The sequence below is a fragment of the Dyella sp. 01N448 genome (assembly GCF_056399225.1).
Map to the genome: position 1 here is coordinate 43231 of NZ_JBFTQX010000021.1, position 25426 is coordinate 68656.

At 65.2% G+C, this 25426-nt stretch carries 21 protein-coding genes; 10 read left to right on the forward strand and 11 right to left on the reverse strand.

Annotated elements, in window-relative coordinates:
- The first annotated feature begins 227 nt into the window (after window positions 1-227).
- The 3 genes from AC1DKY_RS20355 to AC1DKY_RS20365 all read left to right on the forward strand — a co-directional run bounded on the left by AC1DKY_RS20355 (window position 228) and on the right by AC1DKY_RS20365 (window position 4116).
- Window positions 228-1910, forward strand: a complete 1683-nt coding sequence (locus AC1DKY_RS20355; protein WP_441605441.1) for an MASE1 domain-containing protein — start codon at window positions 228-230, stop codon at window positions 1908-1910.
- Window positions 1911-2131: 221 nt separating this feature from the next.
- A complete protein-coding gene (locus tag AC1DKY_RS20360) occupies window positions 2132-2836 on the forward strand; it encodes a c-type cytochrome (RefSeq protein ID WP_441605459.1) in 705 nt (234 codons plus the stop codon).
- The gene (locus AC1DKY_RS20365; RefSeq protein ID WP_441605442.1) at window positions 2833-4116 is read left to right on the forward strand and encodes a c-type cytochrome; all 1284 of its coding nucleotides are present in this window, start codon (window positions 2833-2835) and stop codon (window positions 4114-4116) included. Before AC1DKY_RS20360 ends, AC1DKY_RS20365 begins: the two co-directional genes overlap by 4 nt.
- Before the next feature lie 15 nt (window positions 4117-4131).
- Here AC1DKY_RS20365 and AC1DKY_RS20370 read toward each other — a convergent pair whose 3' ends face one another.
- Window positions 4132-5112: an NAD-dependent epimerase/dehydratase family protein gene (locus AC1DKY_RS20370; protein ID WP_441605443.1), complete on the reverse strand. Its 981-nt coding sequence runs from the start codon at window positions 5110-5112 to the stop codon at window positions 4132-4134.
- Window positions 5113-5202: 90 nt separating this feature from the next.
- Here AC1DKY_RS20370 and AC1DKY_RS20375 point away from each other — a divergent pair, with 90 nt between their 5' ends.
- Window positions 5203-6096: a LysR family transcriptional regulator gene (locus AC1DKY_RS20375; protein ID WP_441605444.1), complete on the forward strand. Its 894-nt coding sequence runs from the start codon at window positions 5203-5205 to the stop codon at window positions 6094-6096.
- Here the strand turns inward: AC1DKY_RS20375 and AC1DKY_RS20380 are convergent.
- A complete protein-coding gene (locus tag AC1DKY_RS20380; RefSeq protein WP_441605445.1) occupies window positions 6093-6602 on the reverse strand; it encodes a mismatch-specific DNA-glycosylase in 510 nt (169 codons plus the stop codon). The genes AC1DKY_RS20375 and AC1DKY_RS20380 overlap by 4 nt on opposite strands.
- Window positions 6603-6770: 168 nt before the next feature.
- Here AC1DKY_RS20380 and rng point away from each other — a divergent pair, with 168 nt between their 5' ends.
- On the forward strand, window positions 6771-8258 hold the full coding sequence (rng, locus tag AC1DKY_RS20385) for a ribonuclease G (protein ID WP_441605446.1): 1488 nt from the start codon (window positions 6771-6773) through the stop codon (window positions 8256-8258).
- A gap of 51 nt (window positions 8259-8309) precedes the next feature.
- A complete protein-coding gene (locus AC1DKY_RS20390) occupies window positions 8310-12203 on the forward strand; it encodes a YhdP family protein (protein ID WP_441605447.1) in 3894 nt (1297 codons plus the stop codon).
- A gap of 96 nt (window positions 12204-12299) precedes the next feature.
- On the opposite strand, the gene AC1DKY_RS20395 is transcribed toward AC1DKY_RS20390, so the two are convergent.
- Window positions 12300-13505: a sterol desaturase family protein gene (locus tag AC1DKY_RS20395; RefSeq protein ID WP_441605448.1), complete on the reverse strand. Its 1206-nt coding sequence runs from the start codon at window positions 13503-13505 to the stop codon at window positions 12300-12302.
- Window positions 13506-13648: 143 nt separating this feature from the next.
- On the opposite strand from AC1DKY_RS20395, the gene tldD reads away from it, so the two are divergent.
- Together tldD and AC1DKY_RS20405 are read left to right on the forward strand one after the other, a co-directional pair.
- The gene (tldD, locus tag AC1DKY_RS20400) at window positions 13649-15088 is read left to right on the forward strand and encodes a metalloprotease TldD (protein ID WP_441605449.1); all 1440 of its coding nucleotides are present in this window, start codon (window positions 13649-13651) and stop codon (window positions 15086-15088) included.
- Between the two features lie 163 nt (window positions 15089-15251).
- Window positions 15252-16673, forward strand: a complete 1422-nt coding sequence (locus AC1DKY_RS20405; protein ID WP_441605450.1) for a YeiH family protein — start codon at window positions 15252-15254, stop codon at window positions 16671-16673.
- A 292-nt stretch (window positions 16674-16965) separates the two neighbouring features.
- On the opposite strand, the gene yjgA is transcribed toward AC1DKY_RS20405, so the two are convergent.
- Both yjgA and AC1DKY_RS20415 read right to left on the reverse strand, forming a co-directional pair.
- Complete coding sequence (gene yjgA, locus AC1DKY_RS20410) at window positions 16966-17547, reverse strand: ribosome biogenesis factor YjgA (protein WP_441605451.1); 582 nt, start codon at window positions 17545-17547, stop codon at window positions 16966-16968.
- Between the two features lie 29 nt (window positions 17548-17576).
- Complete coding sequence (locus AC1DKY_RS20415) at window positions 17577-17825, reverse strand: DUF1653 domain-containing protein (protein ID WP_046972880.1); 249 nt, start codon at window positions 17823-17825, stop codon at window positions 17577-17579.
- Between the two features lie 112 nt (window positions 17826-17937).
- On the opposite strand from AC1DKY_RS20415, the gene pmbA reads away from it, so the two are divergent.
- Both pmbA and AC1DKY_RS20425 read left to right on the forward strand, forming a co-directional pair.
- A complete protein-coding gene (gene pmbA / locus AC1DKY_RS20420; RefSeq protein WP_441605452.1) occupies window positions 17938-19290 on the forward strand; it encodes a metalloprotease PmbA in 1353 nt (450 codons plus the stop codon).
- A gap of 98 nt (window positions 19291-19388) precedes the next feature.
- A complete protein-coding gene (locus tag AC1DKY_RS20425; RefSeq protein WP_441605453.1) occupies window positions 19389-19829 on the forward strand; it encodes a DUF4870 domain-containing protein in 441 nt (146 codons plus the stop codon).
- Window positions 19830-19870: 41 nt separating this feature from the next.
- Here AC1DKY_RS20425 and AC1DKY_RS20430 read toward each other — a convergent pair whose 3' ends face one another.
- From AC1DKY_RS20430 to AC1DKY_RS20455, 6 genes are all read right to left on the reverse strand, one after another.
- Window positions 19871-20620, reverse strand: coding sequence for a hypothetical protein (locus AC1DKY_RS20430; RefSeq protein ID WP_441605454.1), 750 nt, complete (start codon window positions 20618-20620; stop codon window positions 19871-19873).
- 91 nt (window positions 20621-20711) lie between these two features.
- The gene (locus AC1DKY_RS20435) at window positions 20712-21644 is read right to left on the reverse strand and encodes a polyprenyl synthetase family protein (protein ID WP_441605455.1); all 933 of its coding nucleotides are present in this window, start codon (window positions 21642-21644) and stop codon (window positions 20712-20714) included.
- The gene (locus AC1DKY_RS20440) at window positions 21604-21855 is read right to left on the reverse strand and encodes an exodeoxyribonuclease VII small subunit (RefSeq protein WP_354013004.1); all 252 of its coding nucleotides are present in this window, start codon (window positions 21853-21855) and stop codon (window positions 21604-21606) included. Before AC1DKY_RS20440 ends, AC1DKY_RS20435 begins: the two co-directional genes overlap by 41 nt.
- A 49-nt stretch (window positions 21856-21904) precedes the next feature.
- On the reverse strand, window positions 21905-23194 hold the full coding sequence (tilS, locus tag AC1DKY_RS20445) for a tRNA lysidine(34) synthetase TilS (protein ID WP_441605456.1): 1290 nt from the start codon (window positions 23192-23194) through the stop codon (window positions 21905-21907).
- A complete protein-coding gene (locus AC1DKY_RS20450) occupies window positions 23187-23942 on the reverse strand; it encodes an NYN domain-containing protein (RefSeq protein ID WP_441605457.1) in 756 nt (251 codons plus the stop codon). The genes tilS and AC1DKY_RS20450 overlap by 8 nt, the downstream gene beginning before the upstream one ends.
- Before the next feature lie 146 nt (window positions 23943-24088).
- Window positions 24089-25045: an acetyl-CoA carboxylase carboxyltransferase subunit alpha gene (locus AC1DKY_RS20455; protein ID WP_441605458.1), complete on the reverse strand. Its 957-nt coding sequence runs from the start codon at window positions 25043-25045 to the stop codon at window positions 24089-24091.
- Window positions 25046-25426 lie beyond the last annotated feature (381 nt).

A 25426-nucleotide genomic window follows, 5' to 3' on the forward strand; every position in this document is an offset into this window, starting at 1 on the left:
TGTGCGCGTGAACCTGCAAAAAAAGATGTGAAAATCAGCGCCCGGCCCCGTCGCCGGGCTTTGTTTTTGCATGGAGAACGGCAAAGGCCCGCGACTGCCGCGATGCAGCGCGTTGCGTAGGACGTTTCCTGCGACAATCGGCGACTCGCTGACGGCCCGATCTCACCGCTCCGCAACGCCTGGATCGGTCTCACGCGTTTATTGAAACAGGGGTTTGGCACCACTCGATGGGCACGGCAACGAAAGAATACGGCGACGCAGGGAAACGTGCGGCGCTCCACGCAAAGCTTCGCCAGGTCGGCGTTGTCGTCGCTTATGCGGTGGGTTTCTCGCTGCTCAAGGAAATCTCCACGTCCCACTGGAACATGATTGCCGGCCTGCGCCTGCTGTGTCTGCTGGTGGTGCCGTATCGCTACTGGCCGGCCATGATCATCGGCGAGACGATCCCCCTGATCGGGCTGGGTTGGGCCTACCATGACCGTTTTGGAACACTCTGGGCACTTTCGGTCACTGTGTCGCCGATGCTGGTGACCGCACCGGTCATTGCCTGGTGCCGGCGCCGCGTGCCTGTGTGGGCGGACGGCCGGGTGAACATCACCGCGATCATGACCTGCATTCTTGCCGGCAGTACCGTCAGCGCTCTGGTCAATAGCGCTTCGTTTGCCACGATGACGTTCCGGGCAAGCGAAAAACCGCATCCGCTGACCGTGCACACGGTGCTCGAGTATTTCCTGGGCAGTTACCTTGGTGCGCTGACCCTGGTTCCGCCAGTATTCGCCTGGCTGAGTTGGTCGGGTCGGCAGGTGGTGGGTGCCCCCTCGATTAAGCGAGATGCATTGATCGATTGCCTGAAGGGCGTGGTGCCGTCGCTGCTGCTGCTGATCTGGCTGGCCTCGACCCAGCTTGGCGATGAGGTGGTGGCCGTCGCCCGCATGGCCATGTTCCTGCCAGTGGCATGGCTCACCCTGCGCCTGGGCTGGCAGGGTGCGGCCATCGGTGGCCTGCTCGCCAGCATCGCCGTCGAGCTCACCATGACGGTGGAGCGCGACCCGGCCGTCATGCAGGCGCAGGCACTCATTTCCTTCGCCGTCTCCAGCTTGATCATGCTGGGCGCACGCCTGGCGCCGAAGTCGGTCGGTGATCAGGACGGGCGCCTGGAAAGCAACGAGAGCCTGCGTGGATTCCTGTTGGCGCAGCAAGGCCTTTATCAGGAGGAGTTGCGCCTGCGCCACGTGGCCGAGTCGCTCGATCGCCTGGGCCAGTCGATGCGCGATGGCCAGCACCGCATGATGGAGCGCCTGCGGCCGGTGCTGCCGGCCAGCATGGAGCAGACCTATGCACGGCATCTGGATCTGACCCAGCTGGAAATGCAGCGCCTCGCCGACGCCCTGCATCCGCGCGCGTGGCGTGAACATGGTTTGGCGGCGACCTTCGAGAGCGGTCCATTGTCGAAGGCCGCCTCGCTGGTGGGCGCGGCCTACAGCTGCACGCTCACCGGCAGCGGCCTCAACCTGCTGGCGCCCGACGTCCACATGATGCTCTACCGCCAGGCCTGCGAAGTGCTGGTGTACATGCTGGCGCGCGAGCCGATGAAGCGCGTGCGCGTACATATTCGCGGCGGCTGCTCGCACGGCCGGCGCTGGGTAGTGTTGCGCATGAGCGCCGTTCGCTCGGCGCCTGCGCAGCGCGGTCGGCCAGTACCCGAATGGCGCCAGCTCGTATCGCTGCTCGGCACCAATGGACAGGGCATGGCCACCGTGCGCGAACGCGCGCTCATCTACGGTGGCGTGGTGCACGAACGCGAGAGCCAGGATCATCTTGGGGTGACCCTGCTGTTGCACGACGCGTTGCGCGTCGACACGCCGGCTTCGCTGCAGATGCCGCCGCTGGATCGAGCGGTGTCGGCCTGACCCACACGGGAAATCGACAGCACCGGGATCAAGCTTGTGCGGCATGATGTCGCTAAATCGCGCCGTCTGATGGTTTGATCCTGCACAGCGTGGATGCGCGCCTATAATCGACCACCGTTGCGGCGCGGCACGTTCTCGCCGCGCACTCACGCGTAGGTCGGGGAAACATGAAAACCCTTTCAGCGAAGTGGTCGCAGGCCGGGCGCGCATGGGGCGCATGGATGGCGTTGATCTTGTTGGCGCATGTTGGCCTGGCCCACGCACAGGACGCGCCGCATCCTGTTATTCCCGACACGCTGCAGCAACGCATTGCTGCATGCACCGCCTGCCACGGCGCGCATGGTGAAGGCACGCCGGAAAGCGGATTTTTTCCGCGCCTGGCGGGTAAGCCCGCCGGCTATCTCGCGCGCCAGCTGAAGGATTTCCAGCTGGGCCTGCGCAAGTACGGTCCGATGGAATACACCGTGCGGCAGCTCAGCCCCGAATACATGCACGAGATTGCCGAGTACTTCGCCGCGCAAGAGGTTCCTTACGCGCCTTCACCGTTGCCCCGCATCACCGCGCAAGCGCAAGAGCGCGGCGAAACGCTGGTGCTGCATGGTGATCCGTCGCGCCAGATTCCCGCTTGCCAGTCTTGCCATGGCAGTCAGCTCACCGGCGTGCAGCCCGATATTCCGGGACTGGTCGGCTTGCCGTACGACTACCTGAGCTCGCAGCTCGGCTCATGGCGGACAAAAACGCGAGCGATGACGGCACCGGACTGCATGGCGGAAATCGCCAATCGCCTGAGCGACTCGGACATCACCGCCGTGTCGGCATGGCTGGCCAGCCGTGCACTGCCGGCCGACATGCACGCGCAGGCGCCAGGGTCGGTGACGCCGCCGCTTCGTTGTGGCGTGCTTGGCGACAAGGGAGACGGCGCATGAAGCGCATGGCAATCATCGTTGTCGTGGTTCTGCTGCTGGCCGGTGGCTGGTGGTGGTTCCAGCATGAGGCGCAGCCTTCCGTGGCGCCATCCACCAGCAGGGCCGATACAGCGAGCTTGAAGGATCCGGCGCTGATCGCGAAGGGCGAATACCTCACAGCGGTGGGTGATTGCGCGTCGTGCCACACCGCCCAAGGTGGCGAGCGTTACGCAGGTGGACGCGTGCTGCCGACGCCGTTCGGCAATATTCCCTCGCCCAATATCACGCCTGATCACGCGACTGGGTTGGGTGACTGGAGCTTCGAGGATTTCTGGCAGGCGCTGCACAGCGGCAAGGGACGCCAGGGTGAATTGCTGTATCCGGTGTTCTCCTATACCTCCTACACCAAGGTGTCGCGCGACGATGCGTTGGCGATGTTCGCCTATCTGCAATCGTTGGCGCCCGTGCATGCGCCAGCGCAACAACCGACGCTGGAATTTCCATACAGCGTGCGCAGCGGGCTGAAGGCGTGGCGCGCGTTGTATTTCCATGAAGGCGAGTTCCAGCGCGATGCGTCGAAATCCGATGCATGGAATCGCGGTGCATATCTCGTGCAGGGCTTGGGCCATTGCAACGAATGCCATGCACCGCGCGATTCCTTGGGCGGGCAGGAAGGCAAGGCTTCGCTGGCCGGCGGACAGATTCCCGCGCAAAACTGGTACGCGCCGGATCTGAGCATGCAAGCCAATGGCGGCCTTGCCGGCTGGAGCGAGCAGGACATCGTCGATCTGCTGAAGACGGGTCAGTCCGCGCGCGGCACGGCGTTTGGCCCCATGGCCGACGTGGTGATGCAGAGCACGCAGCATCTGCACGATGAAGACCTGCGTGCGATCGCCACCTATCTGCAATCCTTGCCGCCGCGGGCCGCAACAAAGTCGCAGGAATCGTTGCTCGACACGCACGCCATCATGGCGCAGGGCGCGAAGGTGTACGAACAGCGTTGCGCGGATTGCCACGGCAAGGACGGCAACGGCGTGGCGGGTGTCTATCCGCCGCTCAATGGCAATTCTTCGGTGAATGAGCCGACCGCCATCAATGCGATGCGCGTGGTCCTGCTGGGCGGATTTGCGCCTGTGACCAAGGGCAATCCGCGGCCTTATTCGATGCCGCCGTTCGCGCAGCAATTGAGCGACGCCGATGTTGCGGCGGTGGTGACCTACATCCGCAGGTCGTGGACGAACTCCGCCTCGGTGGTGATGGAGCGCGACGTCGGCAAATACCGCCACACGCCGATCGACTGATCGGCGCTGCGCGTATCACGCCGGCGCATCTGCGTGGCCGGCGACCTTGCTGATGCAGCCGGCACCGACAAGTGCTGCGCGAACCGCCTGGTCGAATGGCGTATAGAGCTCGTTTCCAAGGAACGCCTTGAGCTTGGCATCGTCGAGCTGGACGCGGTCGCGCCACAGATAGCGCATCTTGCAGAGCTCGCGCATGGTTTCGTTGAACGGCGAGGCGAGCTGCGCCAGCCACCAGGGAAAACGCCCAGCCTTGATCGTGTCGTCGCCGGCGGCATGACGCACGGCGTCGAGCATGGCGTGCCCGTCGACCCAGTAGCCGCCGAAATGAAAGCGCTCAAACGGTGCCAACTCCGCTTCGCGATCGAGGAGGCGTGCCAGCGTCTGAGCGACATCCGGCAAATAGGCCCAGCTATGGCCGATGCTGTAGTCGCCGGGATAAGCGATGCGCGTGACCGGCTTGCCGGCCTGCAGCAAACCCTGCGCGAACCAGTTGTTGCCGGCGCGCGGTCCAAAGAAGTCACCGCAGCGAAGCACCAGCACGTGGGCACCTGTCTGCGCGGCGGCCTGCAAACGGCGCTCCATCTCGACGCGGATCTCGCCCTTGCGGGTGCGTGGATGCTGCGGCGCCTTCTCGCCAAGCAGGGGAAAGGCGTCCGGACCGTAGTTGTAGACGGTGCCCGGCAGCACGATGCGGGCGCCATTCGCCTGGGCGGCGGCGATGGTGTTGTCCACCATGGGCAGCACCAGTCGGTTCCAAGCCTTGTAACCCGGTGGATTCACGGCGTGGACGATCACCGCCACGCCGGCCGCGGCCTCGAGCACGTCGGCGCGCTGCATGGCGTCGCCGATGCGCCAGTCGATGGTGTTCGGACCCGCTTCCGGGACCTGGCGGACCAGAGCGCGCACGCGCCAGCCGCGTCGCAGCAGGGCCGTGCAGGTTTCCTGGCCAATCCCGCCGTTGGCGCCGATCACTAGAGCCGTACGCTGTGATTGCATGACAAGTCCTCGTTGGGGAGGGCCACAGCTTGCGAGCCCGGCAGCTAAAAGAAAATTGCCGATCGGCGAAGATCTGCTATAAAAATATGCATGGCCAACGTGGAACCCGGTTGGGAGCTTTATCGGTCTTTTCTCGCCGTGATGCGGGAAGGCAGCCTGTCGGGTGCGGCCCGCGCGCTGGACATGACCCAGCCCAGCCTTGGGCGCCACATGCGTGAGCTGGAATCGACGCTGGGCGCGGCGCTGTTTGCCCGGTCGCCGCAAGGCCTGGTGCCCACGGAGCTGGCGCGGGAGCTGCTGCCGCACGCGCAGGCCATGGCCTCGGCCTCGGCTGCGCTGCAGCGTACGGCCTCAGCTGGTCGTGGCGAGGTCAGTGGCACAGTGCGGCTGACGGCGAGCGAGGTGATCGCCGCCGAGGTGCTACCGTCGATGCTGGCCGACTTCCGCGAACGCCATCCGGGCATCGTGATCGAGCTGGCGCCGTCCAACCAGGCCGCCGACCTGCTGCGACGCGATGCCGACATCGCCATCCGCATGCACCAGCCCACCCAGGACGCGCTGATCGCCCGTCACGTGGGGCGCGTGGAATTGGGCATGTTCGCCCATAAGCGCTACCTGGAATCGCACGGCTTTCCGCAGACGCTGGCGGAACTGCCCGGGCATGCGTTGATCGGCTTCGATACCGAAACACCCTATATCCGTCGGCTGCGTCCCCAGGGCGTGCCTTATGCGCGGGAACACTTCGCCCTGCGCACGGACAGCGATCTGGCCGCCCTGGCCGCGATTCGCGCGGGCTTCGGCATCGGCATCATGCAGGTGAACCTGGCGAAGCGGGATGCACAGTTGATCCGGCTATTCCCGGCCGACGTGTCGCTGGCGCTGGAGACCTGGGTGGTGATGCACGAGGACCTGCGTCCCAGCCTGCGTGTGCGGCGCCTGTTCGATCATCTGGCGTCGGCGCTGGAGAGCTACACGCAGGCCTAGCGCGCCCTTACCAGGGCAGCGAGCGCGCGCCAGGGGGCAAGATCCCAATGGCCTCTCGCCTGGCCAGACGGGGAGGGCAGCACAAACAGCTGCGTCGGCCCGTAGCGTTCTTCCTGCAGGCCATAGTCAGCCGCGCGCCCGAGCGCGGCACGTGCGGCGGCCTTGCTGGTGAAGGCCAGCACGCGGGGCGCATGGCGTTCGATGCGCTCGCGCAGTGCTGCTGCATCAAAAGCGTCCCGCGGCAGCTCATCGTCATTGCCCACGTGATGCTTGGCCAGATCGGTCAACCCGATGCCGAGCGCAGGGAGCTGCGGATACTCGGCCGGCGCAAACAGCCGCGGCGTCAGCGCCACGGCGTGCAGCGCGCGCCAGAACAGGTTGCCCGGATGAGCGTAGTAGGCCGCCTGCTCGGCCGAGCGTCGCCCGGCAGCGGTGCCGCAGAACACCAGGTCCAGGCCGGGTCGCAGCAGATCAGGAAGGATGGGATCGGGCATCCGGACAAGCATAGCCCGCCGATTCCTGCGCAGCTAATGGAACACTCGCCGGTACATGAAATCCCGTGATTTGCGCGCTGGTTGGCGACGTGGCGGAGCTCGCGCGGCCTAGCCTCTTTCACGCATCGACAGTGTGCGCATGCAGCCGTTATAAAGATCGTCCATGCATTGGAGTCACCGGTGAGCGAAGAAATCCTGATCAACGTGACCCCTCGCGAGACACGCGTCGGCGTGGTTGAAAACGGCATGTTGCAGGAGGTGCACGTCGAGCGGGCCTCCCGCCGCGGCTATGTGGGCAATGTGTACAAGGGGCGCGTGCAGCGGGTGATGCCCGGCATGCAGGCGGTGTTTGTCGATATCGGACTGGAGCGTGCGGCTTTTCTGCATGCCTCGGACATCGTGCGTCCGCCCGTGCCGGCCGCCGCCGAAGGGGCGGAGGTGGCGGCAAGCGGCAACGGTCATACGCCTTCGATCAGCGAACTGGTGCACGAAGGCCAGGAGATCGTGGTGCAGGTGGTCAAGGACCCGATCGGCACCAAGGGCGCCCGGCTGTCCACCCACTTGTCGATTCCTTCGCGCTACCTGGTGCTGCTGCCGTATGCGCGCACGCTGGGCATTTCGGCCCGGGTCGAGGAGGAGGCCGAGCGCCAGCGCCTCAAGGAAGTGCTCACCTCGCTGATTGGCGAGAACCCGCTGGGCTATATCGTGCGCACCAATGCGGAAGGGCAGACCGCCGAATCGCTGGCCTTCGATGTCACCTACCTGGGCAAGGTCTGGCGCGTGGTGCAGGAGAACATCGTCAAGGCCAAGGTCGGCGAGCGCGTCTACGAAGAGCTGTCGCTGCCGCTGCGCAGCCTGCGCGACATGCTCAACGACGATATCGAAAAGGTGCGGGTGGATTCGCGCGAGACCTTCGAGAAGGTCGTCAAGTTCGTGCACAAGTTCATGCCGCAGCTGGACGACCGCATCGAGCACTATTCGGGCGAGCGCCCGATTTTCGACCTCTATGGCGTCGAAGATGAAATCCAGCGCGCCCTGAAAAAAGAAGTACCGCTCAAGTCCGGCGGCTACCTGATCGTCGACCAGACCGAGGCGATGACCACCATCGACGTGAATACCGGCGGTTACGTCGGTACGCGAAATCTGGAGGAAACCGTTTACCGGACGAATCTGGAAGCAGCGCAGGCCGCCGCACGCCAGCTCCGACTGCGCAACCTGGGTGGCATCATCATCATTGACTTCATCGACATGACCGACGAGGAGCACCGGCGCCAGGTGCTGCGCATGCTCGAAAAGGGGCTGCTGCGCGACCACGCCAAGACCACGGTCTACCCCATGTCGGCCCTGGGCCTGGTGGAAATGACGCGCAAGCGCACCACCGAAAGCCTGGAACGCCAGCTGTGCGAACCCTGCCCGGCCTGCAGCGGGCGGGGCACGCTCAAGACCGCCGAAACCGTGACCTACGAGATCTTCCGTGAGATCACCCGGGCCGTGCGCCAGTTCAACACCGAAAAACTACTGGTGATGGCCAGCCCGAACGTGGTCGGCCGCATCCTGGAAGAAGAGTCCGCCGCAGTGGCCGAACTGGAAGAGTTCATCTCCAAAAGCATACGCTTTCAGGCCGAGGAGCATTATTCGCAGGAACAGTTCGATGTGGTTCTTCTGTAAGACGCGCCGCCCCGCGCTTCGCGTCGCGAGCCAGTCGTGAGCGCACCCTGGTTGAAACGTACTCATTTCTGCGCCCGGGCTGTCGCCTGGGTGGTCGGCGTGGCCGTGATTTCGCTGGCCGTGCTGATGGGACTGGCCCAGCTGCTGTTGCCGCTGCTGGCCAAGCACCCTGCATGGGTGGAGACGCAGCTGGCCGCCAAACTGCATCGTCCGGTGACCTTCGAGTCGATGGAAGGTCGCTGGCAGCCGTCCGGTCCCATGTTCGTCATGCGTGGCGTCACCATCGGGTCGGGCGACGGCGGTGCGCCGCTGCAGATTCCCGAAGCGGAACTCAAGCTTGATCCGGGTGGTTGGTTGCTGCCATCGCGCCATGTGGTGAACCTGCATGCGCGTGGCCTGCAGTTTGACCTCAGCCGCGATACCGATGGCACCTGGCACGTCAACGGCTTTGGCCTGGCGGGCGGTGGCGAGCGACAGAAGCCGGGCTTCAACCAGTTGTCGATCGGTTTGTCGCTGAGCGATACGCGGCTGGATATCACAGATAACCGCATCAATCGTCATTTCACCTTGCTGGCCGACCAGCTGCGCCTGAGTCGGCAGGGCAGCCGCATTCGCGTCGGCGCCTTGTTGCGTCGTGAAGGGTCGCCGGGCCAACTGCGTGGCGCCGGCAATTTCAGCGACGACGGTTCGGACGGCAAGCTGTGGATCAGCGGCAGCAATCTTGACCTGCACGCCTTGTCCACCGGCATCGATATGGCCGGCTATACGGCCGACAGCGGCAGCGGTTCGTTCGAAAGCTGGCTGGATTGGCGCGATGCGCGCGTGGTGCGCAGCCTCACGCGTTTTCATCTGAGCGATCTGAAACTTGGCAATCCCGATGGCGCCACCGCCAGCGCGGAGGGCCTCGATGGACTGGCCGAAGTGGCCATCGGCAAGGACAGTTACACCATACGCTGGGCGGCGGATGACGGCGGTATCGCCGTAGCTGCGCTGAAGGGCATGAACACCGATCAGGCCAGCGTCGATGTCGTTGCGCGCAACCTGCAACTGGCGCCGCTGGTGCCCTGGCTGGCGCTCAAGCCGCAGTTGTCGCCGGGCCTGGCGCAGTGGGTCGGGACGGGAAAGCCGCGCGGCCAGATCACACAGGCGCAGTTCGGCTGGAATCACGCTGAAGGTTTGCGCTCGCTCGACGTCTCCTTCGACAACGTGGCGATCAACCCGGTCGGCAAGTTGCCCGGTATCGATGGCATCCACGGCGAGTTTCGTGGCGATACGCAGGCGATGGCCGTCTCGCTGCCGGCGCAGGCCACGGTAGTGCGCTTTCCGCACACCTTCCGCGAACCGTTCGTGATGTCGAAGCTGGGCGGCGATGTGGCGTTCTGGCGCGATGACGACGCGTTGCATATCGGCACGCAGGCATTTGCATTCGAAGGCGCGGGGTTCGGCGGCGAAGCGCGTGGCGAAGTGGCGTTGCCCAATGAGGGTGGACGTCCATTCATGGATCTGTACGCCACCATCTCCCATGCCGATATCGTCGCCGCCAAGCTGTTCTGGCCCGTGGATTCGATGTCGCCCGCCGCTGTGCAGTGGCTGGACCAGGCATTGGTCGACGGCAAGATGGATCATGCCGATGTGCTGGTGCGCGGCGACCTGAAGGATTGGCCGTTCCACCACAACGAAGGGCGCTTCGAGGGACGTGCCGAGCTCAGCGGGTTGGAGCTCAACTATGGCCGGGACTGGCCGCATGCGCAGAACGTCACGGCGGTCGCCAACTTCATCAACGGCGGCATGTTGGTCGAAGCCAGTGCCGGCGAGTCGCTGGGCAACAAGGTCGAACGCGCGGTGGCGATCATTCCGGAACTTGGCCACAGCGTGCTCGACCTCAATGTGAGCGGCAACGGCACGGGCGCCAGCATGATGGACTTCGTGCAGCGCAGCCCCATCGGCATCCATCACGCGGACACCTTGTCCAAGCTGCGGCTGGGCGGCAGCGGCGATTTCGATTTCCACCTGTCCTTGCCGGTGGCGGACTCCAGCAACTTCATCCTCGATGGTCGTGCGCAATTGAAGGGCGTGGATTTCGACGCGCCGGAGTGGAACCTCAAGCTCGACAAGCTCACCGGCCCGGCGACTTTCGACAAGGCCGGTTTCCACGCGGGGCCGCTTGATACGAGTTTCCGCGGTCAGCCGGCCAAGCTGGATCTGGCCATCGCCGGCGCCACCGGGCAGCCCAATACGGTGCTCTCGGCCAAGCTCGCTGGCCGTTTCAGCATGGCCGAGCTCACCCAGGGTTACAAACAGCTCGACTGGCTGAACCAGGTAGCGGATGGGCGTAGCGACTTTACCGTCGGTTTCAACATCCTCACGGCGCCGGGCTCGGCCGCCAGCACGCAGCAATTGAGCGTGGATTCGATGCTCAATGGCATGACGCTCGATTTCCCCACGCCGTTGAAGAAGTCGGCCGAGGGGACGCTGCCGCTGCATGTAGAGATGAATCTGCCCATGCAGGGCAGCGACGTGCAGCTGAGCGTGGGGCAGGTCGTACGCGCACGCTTGCGTCTTCCCCAGAACGACAGCCAGTCGCTGGCAGCCACCTTCGCCTTTGGCACGAAGGCGCCCGATTCGGTACCCGACAAGGGTATTCGCATACGAGGCCGACCCGGCAAGCTCGATGTGACTGGCTGGACGCAGTACGCCTCGTCGGGCAGCAGTGCCAACGGCCCGGGGCTGGAGAGCATCGATGTGACGGCCGAACAGGCGATGGTGTTTGGCCATCCGTTTGCCGATATGCACCTGCTCGCCAGCTCGCAGCCGGATGGCCTGGTCGTGGACGTCGACAGCGCCGGGCTGGCGGGTCGTTTCAATATTCCGCTGGCCGATCTCACGCGCCGCGGCGTAACTGCGCGATTGCAGCGCCTGTACTGGCCCAAGGATGTAGTGACGCCGAAGAAGCCTGCCGGTGGCGCCACCGATGCAACGTCGGCGCAGAGTACGGCTGCACAACCGGGCGCCAGCGCGTCAGCCGCGCCGCCCAATCCAGCCGTCACCGGCATCACGCCGTCGGCGCTGCCGCCGTTCCATCTCTGGGTGAACGACCTGCGTTTCGGTGATTCCAAACTCGGCGAAGCCCGGCTGGAAACGTGGCCGACCGACAAGGGCATGCATATCGACCAGCTACGCACCTTGTCGCACGGCGTGCAGATCAACGGTGTCGGCGACTGGAACGGCACGGCGAACGACAGCCACTCGCACATGCGCTTCGATTTTGCCGCCGAGAACATGGGCGACATGCTCGGTGCCTTCGGCTATGAAGGATTGCTAGCCGGCGGCAAGGTCCGTTCGCAGCTCGATGCCACCTGGCCGGGCGCACCCTCGGCGATGGAGCTGGGCAATATGGACGGCAAGCTGAGCATCAACATCACTGACGGTCGCATGCCTGAAGTGACGCCCGGCGTGGCGCGCCTGTTCGGCCTGGTGTCCGTGCTGGAACTGCCGCGTCGCCTGTCATTCGACTTCGGCGATGTGTTCGGCAAGGGTCTGGCCTTCGACGCCATTTCCGGCGATTTCAAATTGGGCGATGGGAACGCGAACACCGACAATCTGCAGATACGCAGTCCGGCAGCGGAGATCTCCATCACCGGGCGCACAGGCCTGCGTGCCAAGGACTATGACCTGCAGGTGCTTGCCATACCGCATGCCGGCAACAGCTTGCCGGTGGTCGGCGCGTTTGTCGGTGGGCCGATCGGTATTGCCGCCGGCTTCGTGGCTCAGGGGTTGCTGGGGCACGGCATCAATCGTTTCGCCAGTGCGCGATACAAGGTCACCGGCAGCTGGGACAAGCCCACGATCACCTTGATCGAGAAGAAGGATGTGCCGGTGCCGCCCGCGTTGGCCGCGCCGGGCGCCGCCACCTTGCCGGCGCCGGCGAGCAGCAGCGCGCGATAGCCCTCACTTGTAGGAGCGCACTTGTGCGCGACCGCTTTGCACGGAGGGCACGGCCGGCTGGTGGTCGCGCACAAGTGCGCTCCTACAGGTGTGGTTTCACGCCGACGGTTCTCGCGGCTTCGTACTTCCCCGAAACGGAAACAGCTGCTGGCGCACGAAGCCATCAGGCATGTAGTCGCCGACCACGCCGTAGCTTTCCGGAAACTTCTTGGTCGACTTCACCGCCGTGCCAAACAGGTAGTCGAGAAACGCGTAGTGCGCGGCGTAGTTCTTGTCGATCGCCTCGTCGTCGGAGGCGTGGTGCCAGTGATGGAAGTCCGGCGTGACGATCACGTACTTCAGCGGGCCCCACGGCAGATGCACGTTGGCGTGATTGAACACGGCCTGGAAGCCGACCACGATGATGTACGCATTCATCACACCCTCGCTGAAGCCCAGGATGTAGAGCGGCGCCAGCACGGCCACACGCGTGACGATCAATTCCAGCATGTGCTGGCGCGAGCCGGCCAGCCAGTCCATCGTCTTCACCGAATGATGCACGGCGTGGAAGCGCCACAAGAACGGCACCTCGTGATACGCGCGATGCGTCCAGTACTGCGCCAGGTCGGCCACCAGGATGCACACCAGCAGCTGCGGCACGAACGGCGTGTGCTGCACGAACTGCTGGAAGTCGCTGCGCACCAGCCAGCCGAACAGGTGATGCAGCAGAAAGTTCACCACCAGCAGGGCCAGGCCCACGATGAAGTGATTCACCGCGAAGTGCTTCAGATCGGTCTGCCATTCCTTGCGGAACAGCGTCTGGCCCTTGTACAGCGGAAACAGCTTCTCGATCACCACGAACACCAGGGTGGAACCGAGCAGGTCCAGGATGAACCAGTCCAGCCCGATGTACGGCGTGTGGTCGGGAAAGTCGCCCACCGGCACGCGCGAACCGCCCAGTGCGGTCGCGCCGATCACCAGGGCGAACGCCACCATGCTGAGCCGGCGCGCGCGGCCCAGGATGATGTTGGCCAGCGACATGCCGCCCGCGACTAGCAGGGCGGCCAGCAGCAGCTGGCGCAGCACGTCCACGGAATACTCGTGCCGCAGGTCGGGGGTGGTCAGGTATTGGGGAAAGTGGAAGGCCAGTACCGCCAGCAGGCTCAGGAAGCCCAGCGACAGCGCGATGACGCTGCTCACCATGCCCTGGCCCGGCTTGAGCTGGCCGTCCTTGTGCAGCAGCTCGCGGGCTTCCTCGATGGGTGCCTTGATGGTGCGGTCGATCACCTTGTGGGCCAGCGGCTGCCGGGGCGTATCGCTCATACGTGTTCCTTCACATGTGCGTCATCGATGGAAGGCCGCATCGTAACCGTTGGCCCGGCCCGGCTCTATCAGACGAGGCTTTAAACGCCCGGCGAGTGGCCCCAACTTGCTAAAGTCCCCCTTTTGCAAACGGCACCGACTTCATGGATTCCCTGATCGCGCAGGCAGAACGCCGCCTGCTGTCGCCGGGCGGCCTGGCCGCCACCGACCTAGACCGCGTCTTCAACCAGTTGATGGGCCCCTCCATCGACGCCGCCGACCTGTATTTCCAGCATTCGCGCAGCGAGTCCTGGGTGCTGGAGGAGGGCATCGTGAAGGATGGCAGCCACTCCATCGAGCAGGGCGTGGGCGTGCGCGCAATCAGCGGCGAGAAGACCGGCTTCGCCTACTCCGACGAGATCGTCCTGCCGCAGCTGCTGGAAGCCTCCAAGGCCGCCCGTGCGATTGCCCAGGGTGGCAATGGCGCCGGTAAGCCGCTGGCCCTCAACGGCGCGCGCCAGCTGTATCCGGCGATCGATCCGGTCGAAAGCCTGCCCAATCCCGACAAGATCGCCCTGCTGCGCGAAGTGGACGCCTATGCGCGCTCCCGCGATCCGCGCGTGAAGCAGGTCATCGTCAGCCTGTCGGCCACCATGGACACGGTGCTGATCGCCGCCTCCGACGGCACCCTGGCCGCCGATGTACGCCCGCTGGTGCGCATGAACGTCACCGTGATCGCCGAGCAGAACGGCCGCCGAGAGCAGGGCAGTTCGGGTGGTGGTGGCCGCTATGGCTATCGTGAGCTGATCGAAAATGGCCGCGCCATGGGCTTCGCCGATGAGGCCGTGCGCGGGGCGCTGGTCAATCTGGAAGCCGTCGACGCGCCCGCCGGCAGCATGCCCGTGGTGCTGGGGCCGGGCTGGCCGGGCGTGCTGCTGCACGAAGCGATCGGCCACGGCCTGGAAGGCGACTTCAACCGCAAGGGCAGCTCGGCATTTGCCGGCCGCATCGGCCAGCGCGTCGCCGCGCCGGGCGTCACCGTGGTGGACGACGGCACGCTGTCCGGACGCCGCGGCTCGCTCAGCGTGGACGACGAAGGCACCGCCACCGAATGCACCACGCTCATCGAGGACGGCATCCTCAAGGGCTATATGCAGGACAAGCTCAACGCGCGCCTGATGGGCATGGCACCCACCGGCAACGGTCGCCGCGAATCGTTCGCGCAACTGCCGATGCCGCGCATGACCAACACCTACATGCTCGCCGGCCAGCACGATCCGCAGGAGATCATCCGCTCGGTGAAAAAGGGCTTGTACGCCGTGAATTTCGGTGGCGGCCAGGTCGACATCACCAATGGCAAGTTCGTGTTCTCCGCCAGCGAGGCCTACCTGATCGAGGACGGCAAGATCACCCGTCCGGTGAAGGGCGCCACCCTGATCGGCTCCGGTCCCGACGTGCTCAACCGCGTATCGATGATCGGCAACGATCTCGCGCTGGACGAAGGCGTCGGCGTATGCGGCAAGGATGGCCAGAGCGTGCCCGTGGGCGTGGGCCAGCCGACGCTCAAGGTCGATGCGATGACGGTGGGCGGCACGGCGTCCTGACGCCGCTGCAGAGCCTGCCTGCCGCCAGTCTGCGGCTATATCGATAGAACAAAAGCTCATTTCGCTTTGACGAGCCGCAGCCGGACAGTGTCCGCTGCGGCTTTTCCCGTTGGCCGCCCGGACGTCTGGACGTCCGGTTCATCTTTCGGTGAGGGGCGGTGCGATGAGCGAAGCGACACGAGTTCTGCCGGGCCAGGCCCGCGCCCAGGCGGCTGCCGCCACGCGCACCGCGCGGTGGGGCGTGTTCTCCAACGAAGACTGGTGGTCGGTGTGGATCGGCTTGCTGGTGATCGTGGTGGCCTGGGCGCTGTTTGCCAACGGCAGCAGCCTGAAGTGGCTGGCGGTGGCGCCGGCCAAGTGGAAGACGCTGGCCGAAGCGTGGCAGGGCGTGGTCTCGCACGCACCCAACTATCTCGCGCTGTTCGCTGCGTTCGCGCTGCTGTTCGGCACGGGACTTGCGGTGCTCGGGCAGTCGCTGACGCGTTTTCTGCCCGCCTTTGCGATTCTGTTCGTGGTGTCGTTGCTGATCTTCAGTGCTTCCGCGTGGGTCGAGGCTTCGCGCTACAACCTCGAGGCGCCCTTGCTCGCACTCGGACTGGGCCTGATCGTTTCCAACACGGTCAAGTTGCCCGAGTGGTTCCAGTCGGGGCTGCGGGTGGAGTTCTACATCAAGGTGGGCATCGTGCTGCTCGGTGCGACCTTGCCGCTGACCCTGCTGTTCTGGGCCGGTCCGGTGGCGGTGGGGCAGGCGACCATCGTCTCGCTCGCCACGTTCTTCACCATCTTTCTGGTCGGCAAGTCCCTGGGTCTCGATAAGCGATTCGCCGCCGTGCTCGGTGTGGGTGGCGCGGTATGCGGCGTTTCCGCGGCGATTGCGAGCGGCGGCGCAGTGCGCGCCCGTCGCGAAGATACCTCGGTAGCCATCACGCTGGTGGTGGTGTGGGCCATCGTGATGATTTTCGTGCTGCCGTTCGCGTCGCGCGCGTTGGGTTTGTCGACGCCGGTAGCCGGCGCCTGGATCGGGACGTCCGAATTCGCGGATGCGGCCGGCGTAGCGGCGGCACAGGCTTACGGCGATGCTGCGCGCAACGCGGGCGGTGCCATTGCGGGTGCGCCGGATGCTGCCGTGCAGGCGTTCACGCTGATGAAGGTGGTGGGCCGCGATATCTGGATCGGCATCTGGGCCTTCGTGCTGGCGTGGGTTGCCACGACGCGTTGGAACACTTCTGACGATGGCGTGCAGGCGAAGGCCGATGTGCGAGAGATCTGGGCGCGCTTTCCGAAGTTCGTCTTTGGTTTCGTCATCGCCTCAGCCCTGGTCACGTGGATCGCCAGCCACTATTCGCTGGTCGACTATCGCAAGGTGGTCACGCCGGATCTGGTCGCGCCGATCAGCACGCTGCGTACCTGGGCTTTCACGCTCTGCTTCTTGAGCATCGGGCTCACCACGCGGCTGCGTTCGCTGACAGCCACTGGATGGCGTCCGCTGGCGGCGTTTACCGCGGGCGTGGTGGTGAACGTGATCATCGGCTACGTGCTGTCGGTGCACGTGTTTGCGAACTATTGGAACGGACTGGGCGGATGAGCGCGGTAGCGACACTCGCGGCGTGTTGCGCGCAATGTCGTCATCGTTGCGATGACCCGCGCGAGACGGAGCAGCGTGTGCCGGGATTGACGTCGTTCGGCTCGGCGTATGGCGCGAGTATCGGGGCGAGTGCGTTGTGCGAGGTGCACGATTGCTTCGTGTCGCCGCGAGATACGTGCGGGCGGTTCAGTGCCGTTGAAGACTGAGGCGGGTTGAGTCGCGCACAGGGTGCGCTCCCACGAGGTGACTTCGATCCTGTGGGAGCGCACGCTGTGCGCGACTCACGCTGGCCTCAATCCTCGTTTTCTTCCGGCGCGTCGTCTTCGTTTTCGTCGACGGCCTCGTCGGTGCGGCTGCCTGCCGCCAGATCCTTCAGCAACTGATAGATCTCGCGATACGCCCGCGGCGGCTTATTGCCGTCTTTTTCGATCTTGGCCTGGCGCACCAGCGAACGCAGGTGCTGGCGGTCGACATTCGGATACTGGGCGATCACCTCGCTCATGGCGTTGTCCGGATCGCTCAGCAGGCGATCGCGGGTGGCTTCCAGGCGGTGCATGGCGGCCGTTTCCTGCCGTTGGCGATCGCGGTTTTCGCCGAGTGCGGCCCTGACGCCTTCAAATACGCTGGCGTCGTGACGGCGCATCACCTTGGCCAGAAATGCCAGCTGTCGCTTGCGCGCGATATGCGCGGTGATGCGGCGTGTGTTGGCGATCTCGCGCTCCACATCTTCCGGCAGCTCCAGCTTGGCCAGCTTGCTCGGCGGCAGCTCGAGCAGTTGGACGGCCAAGGCCAGCACGGCCAGCGCGTCCTTGCGTTGCTGCGTGCGGGTCGGGCCGTAATCGTGGTCCGGATTGTCGGTGTAAGTGCGATTCACTGGGGTATTCCAACAGATGGAGCAAACGCTCAGGGGGCAGCGATGACGCCGTCGAGCAGGTCCGGTTCGGCCTGTTCCAACGCGAAGCGGGAAATCGGCTCGCCCTCCAGCTCCACGGTTTCGCAGAACATGGCGGCGGGACGCACCCACAGGCCGTAATCGCCATAGAGCGCCTGGTAGACCACTACCTCTTCCATCGTTTCGCTGTGCCGGGCCGTGCCCAGGACGCGGTAACGCTGGCCTTTGTAGTGACGGTAGATGCCGGCTGTCAGTGACATGGCGTTCTCCGCGACGCTCCGTTGCTTTCGGGTGTGCGACCCCCACTTTCGGAGGTGCGCGGCTAGGACCGCGTATTCTACCCGTTCCCCGCTTGCCCGTAGGAATCGACGCGTGACCCAGCTCAGCCCCACCCAGGACCGCAGCAACGACGAACTCGACCGCCTGGCCCAACTGGCCGAGGACGTGATTCGCCGGGCCCGCGCCGCCGGCGCCAGCCAGGCCGAGGTGGCCGCCAGCATCGACACGGGCCTGAACGTGAACGTGCGCCTGGGCGAGGTGGAAACGGTCGAACACACGCGCGACCGCGGTTTCGGGCTTACCGTGTACTTCGGCCAGCGCAAGGGCTCGGCCAGCACGGCCGACCTCAACCCCGATTCCATCCAGGCCACGCTGGAGCAGGCCTGCGCGATCGCCCGCTACACCGAGGAAGATCCGGCCGCGGGCCTCGCCGACGCGTCCCGCATGGCCACCCAGTTCCCCGACCTGGACCTGTGGCACCCGTGGCGCATCGAGACCGACCAGGCGATCGAGCTCGGCAAGCAGATCGAGGACGCCGGTCGCGCCCACGCGGGCATCACCAACTCCGACGGCGCCAGCGTGCAGATGGGCGAAAGCCTGGCCGTCTACGCCAATTCGCATGGTTTTGTCGGCCGCGAGCGAGGCACCCGCCACTCGCTGTCCGTGGCGCTGATTGCCGGCGACGACGACGGCATGCAGCGCGACTATTGGTACGACAGCGTGCGCTCGGCCGAGGATTTCATCAGCGCCCAGGCGCTTGGCGACAAGGCGGCGCAGCGCACGCTGGCCCGGATGGGGGCACGCTCGCTGTCCACGCGCCAGTCTCCTGTGCTGTTCACGCCGGACGTGGCGCGCGGGTTGATCGGCCATCTGATTGGCGCCGTCAGCGGTGGCGCGCTGTATCGCCGTGCCAGCTTCCTGCTGGACCACGCCGGCAAGCAGGTGATGCCGTCCTGGATGAATATCGTGGAGCGTCCGTTCGTGATGCGCGGCCAGGGCTCGGGCTCGTTCGATGCGGAAGGCGTGGCTACGCGCGACAGTTCGCTGATCGAAAACGGCGTGCTCGCACGCTACGTGCTTGGCAGCTATTCGGCGCGCAAGCTGGGGCTGGAATCCACCGGCAATGCCGGCGGCATCCACAACATGATCGTGCAGCCCGGCCAGGATGATTTCGCCGGCATGCTCAAGCGCATGGGCACGGGTCTGGTGGTCACCGAGGTGATGGGGCAGGGCGTGTCCACCATCACCGGCGACTATTCGCGTGGCGCGGCCGGCTTCTGGGTGGAGAACGGTGAGATCGCCTACCCGGTGGAAGAGATCACCATTGCCGCGAACCTGCGCGATATGTACGCCAATATCGTGGCGGTGGGTGCGGATGTGGATCACCGCTCGCACCTGCTGACGGGCTCGATTCTGCTGGAGCAGATGACCATCGCCGGAGAGTGACTAGCTACACCGGTAATACGGGCGGACACTTGCTAGGATGAGGCCGTCAGCAGCAGCTGACTGAACAATCAGGCCTTTACGACCCAGGAGATGTACGCATGAGCGTTCCGCCCGAGTCCGTCGTACCGCCGCCGTCGAGCGGCCCTGCCGTGCCGCCGTCCGATACCCCTAGCGTGCAGGAGCGCCAGTGGGCGATGTTCGCCCATCTGTCTGCACTGCTCGGCCTCATCGTCACCGGCCATTGGTTTGGCTGGGGATGCTTCCTCGGGCCGCTGATCATCTGGCTGGTGAAGAAGGACAGCATGCCCTTCGTCAACGACCAGGGCAAAGAGGCGCTGAACTTCAACATCACCGTGGCCATCGTGTTCTTTGCACTGTTCGTGCTCACCTTGATCACGCTGGGCCTTGGCGTGCTGATTGCCGTCCCTGTGGGCATCGTGGTCGGCGTGGCGTGGCTGGTGTTCACCATCATTGCCGCCATCCGGGCGAATGAGGGCGTGCGCTATCGCTACCCGTTCACCTTGCGGCTGATCAGCTGAGCCTGCAAGAAAAAGGCGACCCTCGGGTCGCCTTTTTCGTTTCAGTGCAAGCCCACGTAGGTGCGTTTGAAGCCCACCGGCTGCTCCAGCGTGGGCACCTTCCAGGCGCCGGTCACCATCATCTGTTTGCCGTCGTCCGACATGGCCCAGGTCTGGTCGAGCTGGGTGCCGTCGGCGTAGCGGATAGTCACCACCAGTTGGCCACTCATGATCTGGCCGCGCACCATCGCGTTGCCGTTGAGCGACTGACGGGCCACGCCGTCCAGCTTGCCGGTGAGCTGATCGCCGTTGCTCAGGTGCACCTGAAAAGTCTTGGCATCCTGCTGCACCAGCAGCACCGAGTCGGTCTGCAGCATCGGCGGCATCGGGTAGGTCGCCGTCGCAATCGGATCTTTGTCGGAAGTCGACGCCGGTTTGCTGTCGCCGCTATCGCCTCGGTGGCCGTGACCACCGCCGCCCATGCCGCCTCCATGGCCGCCACCGCCCATCCCGCCGCCACCCATGCCACCGCCGCCCATGCCGCCACCACCGCGGTGCCCACCGCCGTGCGAGCCGGCAGGCGACGCACTGGATGACGACGAGGCGGGCGCTGAGGACTGCTGGCGCGCCGCGAGCTCCTTGCGCGCTTCCACGCGCATCGCGTTGGTCAGGCCATCCGCGCTATCGCTGTTGCGATCATCCAGGCGCCAGGCGCCGGAAAAATCGGTGGACTGCGCCGCCATCGCGGTGCCGGCTGCCAGCACGAGCGTGGCGCCGAGCCAGCGGCTGCGAAAAAAGCGGGGTAATGGCATCGGGTCGGCGCAGTCTGGGATTCAACACGCAGGAACGTTCGAGCCTGGCGACTGTTGACGCGTCGTCGGCAGCGCGCCGGTGAGCGAACTCTCAGCGCAGGCGCGCGGCGGCGTACCGGGCCAGTTCTTCCAGCAAGCCGGCGCGTTCGCCGAATGGCGCGATGGCGTCGAGTGCATCCTGGGTGAGTCGTGCCAAATGCTCGCGCGACGCTTCCATACCGATGATCGAAGGGAAGGTCGGCTTGTCGGCGGCCGCGTCCTTGCCGGCGGTCTTGCCGAGCACGGCCGATTCGCCTTCCACGTCGAGGATGTCGTCGCGCACCTGGAAGGCCAGGCCCACGGCATGGCCGTAACGATCGAGCGCCAGGAGATCGTCGTCCGAGGCCCCGGCAGCCAGGCCGCCCAGGCGCACGGCCGCCCGAATCAGCGCGCCGGTCTTGCAGGCGTGCATGAACTCCAGTTCCGTGAGCGTGAGCTTGCGCCCCACCGCGGCCAGATCCAGCGCCTGGCCACCGGCCATGCCGTCGGCACCGCAGGCGCGGCCGAGCACGCGCAGCATCTCCACGCAGCGCGCAGGCGATACGCCAAGGTCCACGTCGTGGGCCAGCAGCTCGAACGCCAGGGCCTGCAGCGCATCGCCGGCCAGGATGGCCATCGCCTCGCCAAACACGATGTGGCAGGTGGGACGGCCGCGACGCATGGCGTCGTCGTCCATCGCCGGCAGGTCGTCATGCACCAGCGAATAGGCGTGGATCAGTTCGACCGCCACTGCGGGAGCATCCAGGCGCGAACCTGTTTCGCCGAACGCATGGCCAGCCGCATAGACCAGCAGCGGGCGCAGGCGCTTGCCGCCACCGAGCACGGCGTAACGCATCGCCCGATGCAACTCGATGGGGGCGGTGTCTTCCGGCGGGAGGGAACGGACGAGCGCCTCTTCGGCGCGGGCGATCAGCGACTTGAGCTGGGCGCCAAGCTCGGAGCTCTCAGAGCTCGGGTTCAAAAGGTTCGGCTGTGTCTGGGGCATCGGGGTCGAGCAGCATCCGTACGCGCAACTCGGCATTTTCCAATGCCTGCTGGCAATGGCGATAGAGGCCGATGCCACGTTCGAAGGAGGACAGGGATTCGTCCAGGCTCAATTCACCGCCCTCCATACGCGCAACCAACTGCTCGAGTTCGTCCAGCGAGTGTTCGAAATCGGCGGCGGGGGCGACGGGGACGGATGCTGACTTGGCCATGGCCCGCAAAGCTAGCGCAGGGGCGGTGCGGAATCAATCGCAACAACGCTCAGTAGGCCGGTTGCCATAGGGGCCGCGCCTCGCCGAACACGGCTACGCCATGGGCGCTCAGCCAGCGGTCGCCCACCCCGATCAGCTCGTCTCCTGCGTAAAGCATGGGGCAGGCCAGCCGACGCCATGGCGGCATGCCGCCCTGCTGGAACAGGTCGCGCAGTTCGCGGGTGTGCGCATCGCCCGCCGGACGCAGCTGCTCGCCACCACGGCGCAGGCGGATGCTGATTGACGCGTCCAGCTGACCGGGCGGATCAAGCCGCAGGCTGCCGCCATCGGGCAGGGCCAGCGGCTCGCCGTGCCAGTGGGCACTCCATTGCGGATCGATCACCGGCTGCGGCGGCAGCGCCCACAGGCGTCCACGCCACACATGCACCTCGGCGCCTGGCCAGCGGATGCAGGGCAGCTGGCCGTCGCGGGCGCCGCACTGGCGTTCGATCTGCTCGCGCTGGGCCGTGGTGGGCGCGGTGAGTCCGCGCGCGTGCAGCCAGTCGTCCAGCAGTGGATGACGCAGCGCGGGCGAAAGCGCGAGCCAGCCGTGGGCGTCGAGGCTGCCGTTGGTGGTGTCCAGCAAGCGTGCCTGCTCGCTGCGCCACTGCCGTTCCAGCGTTTCGGTGGCGGCACGGTGGAGGCTGGCGCTGTGCACGATGGAATCCACCGCTTGCGGCCAATGCTGAGTGAGGCGCGGCAGGATCTCGTGGCGAAGAAAATTGCGCGAGAGGCGAGCATCATGGTTCGACGGATCGTCGATGCAGGGCAGTTCGTGCTGCGCCACGTAGCGACGCAGTTCGTCGCGCGACGTGTCCAGCAGCGGACGCCACAGCAGGCCTTCGCCAAGACGACGCGTGGCGCGCATGCCGCCAAGTCCTTCCGGGCCGGCGCCACGGAGCAACTTCAGCAGGACCGTTTCAGCTTGATCATCACGATGGTGCGCCAGCAACAGTCGTTCGCCTTTTTGCAGCGAGGCGGCGAACGCGCGATAACGCGCATCGCGCGCTGCCGCCTCCAGGCCATAGCCGCGTGCATGATCGACGTGGACGCGCAACACCAGGCAGGGCACACCCCACTCGCGCGCCATCTGTTTGCAGCGTTCGGCCCATGTCGCGCTGTCCGCATGCAAGCCGTGGTCGATATGCAGGGCGCGCAGCTCACGCGCGTTTGCTTCCGGCAATTGGGCCAGCGCATGCAGCAACGCGGTGGAATCGGGGCCGCCGCTGTACGCAACGCACAGTTGTCCTTGCGGTTGCTGCTGCAAGGCGTGACGAAGCGTGTCGACCAGCTTATTCACGAGCGGCCGTCTTCTTGCCCTTGTTGCGCACGTAGATCACCTTGGGGCGTCCTTCGCCGGGGCTGCGGCGATCCAGTTCGAACAGCGTGGTGGCGGCAATCAATTCGCTCAGCTTGTTGTAGCCATAGCTGCGGGCGTCGAAGTTCGGACGTTGCTTGGTGATGATGGAACCCACGCCGCCTAGTGCGGCCCAGCCGTCGTCGTCCGAGGCCGCTTCCAGGGCATTGCGCAACAGGTTCACCAGGCTGGAATCCTGCTTGAGCTGGGCGGCGGTGCGCGGCTTGAGCGGCTGCTCTTCATCGGGTTTGCCGACGATGATGTCGGTGTAGATGAACTTGTCGCAGGCCGCCACAAACGGATCAGGCGTCTTGCGTTCGCCGAAGCCATAAACGATCAGTCCCGATTCGCGGATGCGCGCGGCCAGGCGGGTGAAGTCGCTGTCGCTGGAGACGATGCAGAAGCCATCGAAGCGCCCCGAATAGAGCAAGTCCATCGCATCGATGATCATCGCCGAGTCGGTGGCGTTCTTGCCGCTGGTATAGCCGAACTGCTGGATCGGCTGGATCGACTGGGTGAGCAGTTGCTCTTTCCAGCTCTTCAAATGATTGGACGTCCAATCGCCATACGCCCGCTTGACGTGCGCGGTGCCGTACTTGGCCACTTCGGCGAGCAATGGCTCAGCAATCGCCGGCTGCGCGTTGTCGGCGTCGATCAGGACGGCGAGCTTGCTGGTGGGTTCGTTGGCCATGGACGCGATTCCGGGCGACGTTGGCACGGATGGTAGCGCGCTGGGGCGACGATGGTATTTCTATGTAGGAGCGCACTTGTGCGCGACCGGCTACGGGGCGCAGAGCGGTCGCGCACAAGTGCGCTCCTACACGGGTATGGCGCTGGTTATTCGATGTACGCGCCGTAGCCGCGCAGACGCTTGTAGCGCAGATCCATCAGATCCTTGACCGGCAGCGCTTCAAGCTCGTCGAGCTGGTTGAGCAGCACAGCCTTCAGGCGCACCGCCATCGAGTGCGGGTTGCGATGGGCGCCGCCCAGCGGTTCGCGCACGACCTTGTCGACCAGGCCCAGCTCGAGCAGGCGCGGCGCGGTGAGGCCCAGGGCTTCGGCCGCGTCGCGGGCTTTCTCGGCGCTCTTCCACAGGATGGACGCGCAGCCTTCCGGCGAGATCACCGAATACGTGGAGTACTGCAGCATGATCGTGCGGTCGCCCACGCCGATGGCCAGCGCGCCGCCCGAGCCGCCTTCACCGATCACCGTGCAGATGATGGGCGTCTTCAGATCGGCCATTTCCAGCAGGTTGCGGGCGATGGCTTCGGACTGGCCGCGCTCTTCGGCGCCGACGCCGGGGTAGGCTCCCGGGGTGTCGATCAGGGTGATCAGGGGCAGGCCGAAACGCTCGGCCATCTTCATCAGGCGCAGCGCCTTGCGGTAACCCTCAGGGCGCGGCATGCCGAAATTGCGGCGCACCTTGCCCTTGGTATCGCGCGCCTTCTGGTGACCAATGATCATCACCGAGCGGCCGTTGATGCGGCCCAGGCCACCCACGATGGCGGCGTCGTCGGAGTAGGCGCGGTCGCCGGCCAGCTCATGGAACTCGTCGCACATCACGCTGATGTAATCGAGCGTGTAAGGACGACCCGGATGGCGCGACAGCTGAGTCACCTGCCAGGGCGTGAGGTTGCGGAAGATCTCGTTGGTCTTGAGCTTCAGCTTCTCGCGCAGGCGTGCGACTTCTTCGTCGATGTTGAACGCCTGCCCGTGACTGGCATGACGAAGCTCTTCAATCTTCGCGTCCAGCTCGGCGATGGGTTGTTCGAAATCGAGGAAGTTGGGATTCATTCGGTGCAGTTCATGACACGGAAGCGCGCAAGTATACCGGTCCGCGGAATTTCGCGGGAACGGGGGCGTATGGGGTTAGGAATTGGTGAAGGGCGGCTTGGATGTGGCTTGGATGTGACGGTGAGGCTAGATTGGCCCCTCACCCCAACCCTCTCCCCGACTGGGAGAGGGAGAAGTGATGTACGTCGCGAAAACCAGCAAACCAGGGGCAATGCGAAGCGAGCCTCCGCTCTAAGTCCTCAGCGATTCGGGCGCGTTGCGCAGCGCTTGGAAGTATCCCCTGTGTACCCTCGGAGGTTGTCCCATCAGGACGCGCCTCGAGCGTTCGGGCTTATCCCAACACGATGCTGCGGGCGTTATCAGGCCATTTTCTTTGGGTTA

Bases quoted from the DNA above. Each gene is read 5' to 3' on its own strand.
- AC1DKY_RS20360 (WP_441605459.1), top strand. From the start codon at position 2,132: ATGGCGTTGATCTTGTTGGCGCATGTTGGCCTGGCCCACGCACAGGAC.
- AC1DKY_RS20370 (WP_441605443.1), bottom strand. From the start codon at position 5,112: ATGCAATCACAGCGTACGGCTCTAGTGATCGGCGCCAACGGCGGGATT.
- AC1DKY_RS20405 (WP_441605450.1), top strand. From the start codon at position 15,252: ATGAGCGAAGCGACACGAGTTCTGCCGGGCCAGGCCCGCGCCCAGGCG.
- AC1DKY_RS20425 (WP_441605453.1), top strand. From the start codon at position 19,389: ATGAGCGTTCCGCCCGAGTCCGTCGTACCGCCGCCGTCGAGCGGCCCT.
- AC1DKY_RS20430 (WP_441605454.1), bottom strand. From the start codon at position 20,620: ATGCCATTACCCCGCTTTTTTCGCAGCCGCTGGCTCGGCGCCACGCTC.
- AC1DKY_RS20435 (WP_441605455.1), bottom strand. From the start codon at position 21,644: ATGCCCCAGACACAGCCGAACCTTTTGAACCCGAGCTCTGAGAGCTCC.
- tldD (WP_441605449.1), top strand. From the start codon at position 13,649: ATGGATTCCCTGATCGCGCAGGCAGAACGCCGCCTGCTGTCGCCGGGC.
- AC1DKY_RS20450 (WP_441605457.1), bottom strand. From the start codon at position 23,942: ATGGCCAACGAACCCACCAGCAAGCTCGCCGTCCTGATCGACGCCGAC.
- AC1DKY_RS20440 (WP_354013004.1), bottom strand. From the start codon at position 21,855: ATGGCCAAGTCAGCATCCGTCCCCGTCGCCCCCGCCGCCGATTTCGAA.
- AC1DKY_RS20355 (WP_441605441.1), top strand. From the start codon at position 228: ATGGGCACGGCAACGAAAGAATACGGCGACGCAGGGAAACGTGCGGCG.
- AC1DKY_RS20365 (WP_441605442.1), top strand. From the start codon at position 2,833: ATGAAGCGCATGGCAATCATCGTTGTCGTGGTTCTGCTGCTGGCCGGT.
- AC1DKY_RS20380 (WP_441605445.1), bottom strand. From the start codon at position 6,602: ATGCTTGTCCGGATGCCCGATCCCATCCTTCCTGATCTGCTGCGACCC.
- AC1DKY_RS20415 (WP_046972880.1), bottom strand. From the start codon at position 17,825: ATGTCACTGACAGCCGGCATCTACCGTCACTACAAAGGCCAGCGTTAC.
- AC1DKY_RS20455 (WP_441605458.1), bottom strand. From the start codon at position 25,045: ATGAATCCCAACTTCCTCGATTTCGAACAACCCATCGCCGAGCTGGAC.
- AC1DKY_RS20395 (WP_441605448.1), bottom strand. From the start codon at position 13,505: ATGAGCGATACGCCCCGGCAGCCGCTGGCCCACAAGGTGATCGACCGC.
- AC1DKY_RS20375 (WP_441605444.1), top strand. From the start codon at position 5,203: ATGGCCAACGTGGAACCCGGTTGGGAGCTTTATCGGTCTTTTCTCGCC.